This window comes from Streptomyces caeni (genome assembly GCF_042678285.1).
Classification (GTDB): domain Bacteria; phylum Actinomycetota; class Actinomycetes; order Streptomycetales; family Streptomycetaceae; genus Streptomyces; species Streptomyces caeni.
The window spans coordinates 80,747-88,522 of sequence record NZ_JBHUDX010000041.1; the positions used below are offsets into that span (position 1 = coordinate 80,747).

Consider the following 7,776-nt stretch of genomic DNA (forward strand, 5'->3'; position numbering starts at 1 on the left):
GGACCGGGCGTGACCGGTCCGGGCCGCCGCCCCGTCACCGTAGTCACCCGGCCTGCGCGGGCTCCTGGCCGAAGGCGGCGTGCAGCCGCCTGGTGTGGTCCACGTACCGTTCTGGACCGGTCAGGGTGACCGTCGCCGTCAGCCGCGGGTCGGTGCTGGAGGCCGCCAGGCGCAGCTCCAGCTCCCCCGGCTCGACCACGCGCCGCCCGTCGCGTCCGGTGAAGGAGGCGAGGTCGGCCGGCACCGTCACCCGCACCCGCCGCGCCTCGCCGGGGGCCAGCGGCACCCGGGTGTAGCCGATCAGTCGCTGCACCGGCTGGACGACCGAGGCGACCGGGTCGTGCAGGTACAGCTGCACCACCTCGGTGCCGTGCCGCTTCCCCGTGTTGCGGACCGTGAACGCCAGCCGGAACGCACCGTCCGTGCCGGTCTCCTTCTCGTCGACGGCGAGGCCGCTCCAGGCGAAGTCCGTGTACGACAGGCCGTGCCCGAAGCCGAAGGCCGCGGTCGGGTCGATGTTGGACACCTCGCTCGCCTGGGCGAGCCGCGCGCCGAGATACGTGGCGGGCTGGGCGTCCGGCCCCCGCGGCACGCTGACGGGCAGCCGTCCGGAGGGTTCGGTCCGGCCGCTCAGCACGCCCGCGAGGGCGGTGGTGCCCTCGACGCCCGGGAAGAAGGACTGCACGATCGCGGCGGCCTCCGCCACGGCGCGGCCGAGCGCGTAGGGCCGCCCGGCGAGCAGCACCGTCACCACCGGCGTACCGGCGTCCAGGACCGCGTCGAGCAGCTCCTGCTGGGCGCCGGGCAGCGCCAGTGAGGCGGCGTCGCAGCCCTCGCCGCTGGTGCCGCGGCCGAACAGCCCGGCACGGTCGCCCAGCACCGCGAGGACGACATCGGCCTCGCGCGCCGCACGGACGGCCTCGGCGATCCCGGAGGTGTCGCCGTCGTCGATCCCGGTGCCGCGCGCCACGGTGATCTCAGCGCCGGGGAACTCGCGTGCCACGGCCTCCCGCAGGCTGGGCAGTTCGATCCCGGCCGGGGTGCCGGGGTGGTGGACGCCGACGTGGAGGGGGAAGGAGTAGCAGCCCAGCACGGCGGTGGGCTCCTCGGCGTTGGGGCCGACCAGGGCGATGCGGCGCGGACGGCCGAGCGGCAGGGTGCCGTCGTTGGCGAGCAGCACCACCGCCCGCTCGGCCACCTCGCGGGCCAGCTCCCGGTTGCCGGGCGTGTCCAGGTCCACCGTGCCGCGCAGCGCGTCCGGGTCGTCCAGGTCGGCGCCCGCGAGCGCGGGCGGCACCGGGCTGAAGTCCGCGTCGAGCAGGCCGAGCCGGGCCTTCTCGGCGAGCACCCGGCGCAGGGCACGGTCGATGAGGCTCTCGGGCACCCGGCCGGCGGTGACGGCCTCGACGAGGGGCGCGCCGAATGTCTTGACAGTGGGCAGTTCGACGTCGACGCCGGCATGGAGCGCGGCGCCCGCGGCGCCCGCCCAGTCGCCCGCGATCCCGTGCAGGGTCCTGAGGAAGGCGATGCCGAAGTAGTCGGCCACGACGGTGCCTTCGAAGCCCCAGGTGTCGCGCAGCAGTCCGGTCAGCAGTTCCTCGTCGGCCGCCGCAGGCACGCCGTCGGTGTCGTTGTAGGCGGACATCACGGACCGGGCGCCACCCTCGCGCACGGCCATCTCGAACGGTGGCAGCAGGATGTCCGCCGTCTCGCGCGGGCCCATCTCCACGGGAGCGAGGTTGCGCCCGGCGCGCGATGCCGAGTAGCCGACGAAGTGCTTCAGTGTGGCGAGGACACCCGCGGACTGCAGTCCCCGCACATAGGCCGTGGCGACGGTGCCCACGAGGTACGGGTCCTCGCCGATGGTCTCCTCGACGCGGCCCCAGCGGGGGTCGCGGACCACGTCGAGCACGGGCGCGAGGCCCTGGTGCACGCCCACGGACCGCATGTCCCGGCCGATGGCGGCGGCCATCCGGTGGATCAGCTCCGGGTCGAACGTGGCTCCCCAGGACAGCGGGACGGGGTAGGCGGTGGCCTTCCAGGTCGCGAAGCCTGCCAGGCACTCCTCGTGCGCGACTGCGGGGATGCCGAAGCGGTTGGCCGAGACGATGCGCGCCTGGGTGCGCAGCAGGGACAGCGCGCCGAGCGCGGGGTCGACGGGGGCGGTGCCGAAGGGACGGGTGAGCTGGCCGAGTCCGGCCGGCAGGAGGCTGTCGAGGTCGACGGCCTCCTCCATGTCGTGCTGGTGGGGGGCCACTTCGCCGCCCTCGTCGGATGCGCCGACCCAGACACCGTAGAGCTGGGCGATCTTCTCCTCGAGGGTCATGGCACCGATCAGGGCGGACACCCGGGTGCCGATGTCGTGGGCGGGATCGTTCCAGACGGGGGTTTCGGGGGTGGTCTCAACTGCCACGTTGGCGGTCACTTTCCTCCGACGCCCATGAGGCCCTGGATGAGGGCACGGCGGGCGAACAGGTAGACGAGCAGGACGGGCACCATGGACAGCACGACGGCCGCCAGCAGCCCGGGGATGTTGATGCCGTGTTCGGTTTGGAAGTTGTACAGACCCAGGGTGATCACCTTGGTGGAGTCGGACTGGGTCAGCACCAGGGGGAACAGGAAGCCGTTCCACGCCTGGAGCGCGGAGAAGACCACGATCGTGGACAGCCCGCCCCGGGAGAGCGGGAGCACGAGCTGGAAGAACATCCGCCGGGGGGTGGCTCCGTCCACGGCCATGGCCTCGAACAGCTCGGGGGAGATGTCGCGCATGGCACCGCTGAGGATCAGCGCCGACATCGGTAGGCAGAAGGCGGCGGTCGGCAGGATGACACCGACAAGGTTGTCATACAGGCCGGCCTGGCTGATCAGGTAGAACATCGGGACGATCACGGCCTGCGCGGGGATGGCGAGTCCGAGCAGGAACAGCCGGAAGACCTGCGAGGTGATCCTGCTGCGGCTGCGCACGATGGCGTAGGCGAGCGGCGGGACGAGCAGCAGCACCAGGCCGACCACGCACACGGTGACGACCAGTGTGTTGAGGAAGTACTGGCCGAAGCCCGAGTCGAAGGCGCTGGTGTAGTTGCGGAGGGTGAAGCGGTCCGGGAAGGACAGGGGCCCGTTTCCGGCGTAGTCCGACTGGGGTTGCACGGTCGCCACGATCATCACGTACAACGGCAGTCCGATCAGGAACAGCCAGACCAGCGAACCGAAGCCCGCCAGGTAGTTGGGGCGGCGCCTCATGACACACCCTCCATGTCGCTGCGCATCTTGTCGTAGCCGGACGCGCGCACGACGATCAGCGAGATGACGGTGGCCGCGACGACCAGCACGAGGGCGATGGCGGCACCGGCGCCGAAGTCGTAGCTCTTGAAGGCCTTCTGGTACATGTAGTAGGCGCTGATGGTGGTGTCCGTGCCCGGTCCGCCCTGGGTGAGGATCAGGACCGTCTCGAACGTGGTGAGCCCTCCGACGATCATGATGATCATCGAGGTGATGACCGAGTTGCGCAGCTGCGGCAGGGTGATGTGGAAGAACTGGCGGTAGCGCCCCGCTCCGTCGATCTCGGCCGCCTGGTACAGGACCTCGGGGATCGCGCGGGCGGCGCCCTGGTAGATCAGTGTGTGGAACGGCGTGTACTGCCAGGTGCTCACGAAGGCCAGCACACCGATCGCGGTGGCCTGCCTGCCGAACAGGTTGCCGTCACCGAACAGCCAGGTGGCCTGCGCCGGGATGCCGAAGTTGGGGTCGAGCAGCGCCCGCCACACCACCGACACGGCGGTGGCGGACAGCAGCAGCGGGATGAAGTAGATCACCGACAGCACCGCGCGGTTGCGCTGGTGTCCGGCGGCCCAGACGCCGAGCAGGATGCTCAGGGGGGTCTGGACGACGACGCCGAGGACGGTGACCAGCAGGGTCAGCCAGACGCTCTGGATCATCACCGGGTCGTCGAGGACCCGGTTCCAGTTGTCCATGCCGACGAACCGGGGCGCGCCCAGGCCGTTCCAGCTCATGAAGGACAGCACCGCCACCATGACCAGCGGGGCGATGGCGAAGACGGCGAAGAACACGGTGGCGGGGACGGCCCAGACGAAGCCGGGGCGTCCCACGCGGGCGGTGTAGGAGCCCTCCGGCCGCCGCCGGGCCGCCTTCCGGGGCCCGGCGACGGTGGGAACGCTCGTCGTTTCTGTGGTCATGAGGGGTTCATTCGGTGGGGAGGGCCTGCATGGCCTTGATGAAGCCGTCGGCGTCGATCTGGCCGTCGAAGAACTGCTGCACCGCCTGGTGCATCGCCGTGCTGGCCGACTGCGGGTAGGCCTGGTCCCAGGACAGCTGGAACGACGGGGCCTGCTTCACCATGTCGTACTGGAAGTGCGAGTACGCGGGGCTGGCGGAGGCGCTGTCGATGAACGTCCCGGCGTTGGTCGTGGTCGGCAGGTTGCCGATGGCCAACGACGCCTTGGCGAACTCGGCGGAGTACATGAGCTTCAGGAACTCGGCGATGGCCTCGGGGTGCTTCGCCTTCTTCATGACCGAGTAGAAGTTGTTGGTGTTGCCGACGATGTCGGCCGGGTCGCCCTTGCCGCCCGCGATGGTGGGGAAGGTGCTGTAGCCCAGTCCCTTCTCGGCGAACTCCTTGGCGTCCTGCTGCTGCTGGGAGTAGTACCACGAGCCCATCAGCTCGAAGCCGGCCTTGCCCCTGGAGACCAGCGCCACCGACTGGCCGTTCGTGTACTTCACGGAGTCGAACTTGGTGCCGAAGGCGCCGGCGTCGACGAGCTGCTTGAGCATGCCCAGCGCCTTCCTGCTGTCCGGGCTCTCCCAGGCGCTCTTGTCGCCGCCGAGGGCCTTGCGGAACAGATCCGGCCCCGCGACACGGTCGTAGACGTACTCGAACCACATCAGCGTCGGCCACTGGTCGCCGCCGCCGAGGGCGATCGGGGTCTTCCCCTTCTCCTTGAGCTTCTTGACCGCGCCGAGCAGTTCGTCCCACGTCTTGGGCGGCTGCACCCCGGCGTCGGCCAGCACGTTCTTGTTGTTGAAGAGCAGGACCGGCTGGGTACCGCGCATCGGGATGCCGTAGTGCTTGCCGTCGACGCTCGCGCTGTCGAGCACCGTGGGCAGGAAGTTGGACTTCAGGCCCGGGTCCTTGGCCATGAGGTCGTCCAGCGGCAGCAGCAGGCCGGCCTTGACGAACGGCTTGATGCTGCCGCCGCCCCAGTTGAAGAAGACGTCGGGGGCCTGCGGAGTGTTGATGATCGTCTGCAGCTTCTGCTGGTAGTCCGCGCCCGGGATGGTGTCGAGGACGACCTTGACGTCGGACGTCTTGTTGAAGGTGTCGACGATCTGCCGCTCGACCTTGTTGCTGGCGTCTCCGTAGACGAGGACGTGGATCCTCCCGTCGTCCGACGATCCCCCGCCGGTTCCGCTCCCGCATGCCGAAAGGCTCAGCGCCAGGGCGAGTGTCACACCACCGGCGAGCAAACGGGGCACCCGCGCACGTATCCTCATCGTCTACCTTTCGAAAGTTTCGGCAACATTGCCGAAAGTCGCTGCTGTCGGACAGTAAGGGAGGCACCGCAGGGGGTCAACGGTCGTGCACGCACGCGACCAAACCGTTACCGGCAGCTCGTGCCCTATCCTTCGGACATGCGCGAAAACGACGAGGCGGACGGCCGGGTGACCCTGGCCGCAGTGGCCAGACAGGCCGGCGTGTCGCTGTCAACGGTTTCGAAAGTCCTCAACGGCCGTTCCGATGTCTCCGAGACGACCCGCACCAAGATCGAACAGCTTCTCGACAACCACGGGTACCGCCGCCGGGCCCAGGGCGCGCCCCAGGCGCCGCTCATCGAGCTGGTCTTCCACGAGCTGGAGAGCATCTGGGCGATGGAACTCATCCGCGGCGTGGAGAACGTCGCGAAGGACAACAAGGCGAGCGTGGTCCTCACCGAGAGCGGCACCCGGCACGCGCCCGCGCCCGACTGGATCGAGGGGGTCCTGCGGCGCCGGCCCCTGGGCGTGGTCCTGGTCTTCTCGGCCCTCCCGGACAAGGTGAAGAAGCAACTGAGGTCGCGGGCCATCCCGTTCGTCATCGTCGACCCTGCCGGTGACCCCGACCCGGACGTGCCCTCCGTCGGCTCGGCCAACTGGGCCGGCGGCCTGGCGGCCACCCGCCATCTCACCGACTACCAGCACGAGCGCATCGCCATCATCACCGGCCCCGACGACATGATGTGCTCCCTCGCCCGGCTCGACGGCTACCGCTCGGCCATGGCGATGGCGGGCCTGGAGGTCGATCCGCGCCTCGTGCGCTACGGCGACTTCCATGTGCAGGGCGGCTTCGAGCACGCCATGGACCTGCTGGAGGGCCCGGACCGGCCGACCGCCATCTTCGCGGGCAGCGACCTGCAGGCGCTCGGCGTCCTGGAGGCGGCGCGCCTGAAGGGCCTGAGCGTGCCGGAGGACCTGTCGGTCGTCGGATACGACGACGTGCCGCTCGCCCAGTGGTCGAGCCCGGCGCTGACCACGGTCCACCAGCCGCTGCGGCAGATGGCCGAGGAAGCGGCCCGGATGCTGCTGCGCCCCCGCGACGCCGGCACGTCCGCCCTGCGCATCGAACTCGCCACCCGCCTGGTGGTACGGCAGAGCACCGCACCGCCGAAGGGTGCCTGAGCACCCCCGCAGGCGCGGTGCGCACACGGGCCCCAGCGGGCCGCCGAGAACCAGCCCTGTCCCGGGAAGGTGCCGGGCACCCACGAGCACTGCGGGATACCGGAGGAAGATGTCGAGCCACCTCATGCGGCGGGGCCGCTCATGAGGCTCAGCTCATGAACGGCCCTGGACCCGGTCCGCGGGACGCGCGGCTCAGGTGTAGATGATCCGGGCGCCGGCGGCGCGCTCGTAGAACTCGCCGACCGTGATGATGCCCTGGACCTGCTCGATCAGGTCGTCCTTGCCGAGTTCGAACAGGTCCACCGACGCCTTGCAGGCGTAGATGCCCGCGCCGGTGTCAGAGATCATCTCGATGAACTCGGGGATCGGCGGGATGTCGAGCTTGTCCATCTTGCGTTCCATGTAACGGGTGAGCAGGTCCGGCACGCCCGGCATGCCGCCCAGCAGGGTCGGCAGATGGAGGCCGGGGTTGCCGACGGTGGCCAGCTTGATGTGCTCCCAGCGCCTCTTCGTGATCGCGTCGAGGCCGAAGAACGTGAAGAACAGGTCGGCCTCGATCCCCTCGGCGCGGGCGCCGTTGGCCATGATCAGGGCCGGGTAGATCCCTTCCAGGGAACCCTTGGACACGATGACCGAGACCTTCTCGATCGTGCCGGTGGCGGCCATGGCAGGTGCTCCTTCGGTTGCGGCGGACGGGTCAGATGCAGCCACGCGGCTTGGGGATCCCGGCGACCTTCGCGGCGGTCTTCGCCGGCCCCTTGGGGAAGAGCTGGTACAACTCCTTGACGCTCACGCCGGAGGTCTTGCCGAGCACCCGCACGGTCGGCCCGGTGCCCTTGGCGGCGTATTCCGCGCGCATGAAGCGGATGACCTTCCAGTGCTGCTCGGTCAGCGCCTCGATGCCGGCTTCGCGGGCGATCTGCCCGGCCATGGGCTCGGTCCAGCGGTCGGGGTCGGTGAAGAAGCCCTCGTCGTCGACCGGGACGGTGGTGTCGGCGTAGGTGGCGGTGGGCATGATGGTGTCCTTCCCGGGATCAGGCGGAGGTGCGGATCTTGCCGTGCTCGGGCATCGCCGAGCCGATGCCGGGCAGTTCCCGGCCGGGCAGC

Annotated in this window: 7 protein-coding genes; 1 reads left to right on the plus strand and 6 read right to left on the minus strand. The window is 69.9% G+C overall.

Features of this window, described 5'->3' with window-relative positions; translation table 11 throughout:
• Nucleotides 1-43: 43 nt before the first annotated feature.
• From ACFSL4_RS15450 to ACFSL4_RS15465, 4 genes are read right to left on the minus strand one after another with little or no spacing between them, the layout of a single operon-like run.
• Nucleotides 44-2,425, minus strand: coding sequence for a beta-xylosidase/alpha-l-arabinosidase (locus tag ACFSL4_RS15450; protein WP_381082812.1), 2,382 nt, complete (start codon nucleotides 2,423-2,425; stop codon nucleotides 44-46).
• A complete protein-coding gene (locus ACFSL4_RS15455) occupies nucleotides 2,422-3,240 on the minus strand; it encodes a carbohydrate ABC transporter permease (protein WP_381082814.1) in 819 nt (272 codons plus the stop codon). Before ACFSL4_RS15455 ends, ACFSL4_RS15450 begins: the two co-directional genes overlap by 4 nt.
• Nucleotides 3,237-4,193 carry a carbohydrate ABC transporter permease gene (locus tag ACFSL4_RS15460; protein WP_381082816.1) on the minus strand — a complete coding sequence of 319 codons (957 nt, stop codon included), beginning with the start codon at nucleotides 4,191-4,193 and terminating at the stop codon, nucleotides 3,237-3,239. Before ACFSL4_RS15460 ends, ACFSL4_RS15455 begins: the two co-directional genes overlap by 4 nt.
• A 7-nt stretch (nucleotides 4,194-4,200) precedes the next feature.
• Entirely contained in the window at nucleotides 4,201-5,508 is a 1,308-nt protein-coding gene (locus tag ACFSL4_RS15465) for an ABC transporter substrate-binding protein (protein WP_381082817.1), read from the minus strand.
• Nucleotides 5,509-5,646: 138 nt separating this feature from the next.
• On the opposite strand from ACFSL4_RS15465, the gene ACFSL4_RS15470 reads away from it, so the two are divergent.
• Nucleotides 5,647-6,669, plus strand: coding sequence for a LacI family DNA-binding transcriptional regulator (locus ACFSL4_RS15470; RefSeq protein WP_381082819.1), 1,023 nt, complete (start codon nucleotides 5,647-5,649; stop codon nucleotides 6,667-6,669).
• A 192-nt stretch (nucleotides 6,670-6,861) separates the two neighbouring features.
• On the opposite strand, the gene ACFSL4_RS15475 is transcribed toward ACFSL4_RS15470, so the two are convergent.
• Nucleotides 6,862-7,335 (minus strand): DsrE/DsrF/DrsH-like family protein, encoded by a 474-nt coding sequence (locus ACFSL4_RS15475; protein ID WP_381082820.1) that lies wholly within the window; start codon nucleotides 7,333-7,335, stop codon nucleotides 6,862-6,864.
• 31 nt (nucleotides 7,336-7,366) lie between these two features.
• Entirely contained in the window at nucleotides 7,367-7,684 is a 318-nt protein-coding gene (locus ACFSL4_RS15480) for a TusE/DsrC/DsvC family sulfur relay protein (protein WP_381082821.1), read from the minus strand.
• Between the last annotated feature and the right edge of the window lie 92 nt (nucleotides 7,685-7,776).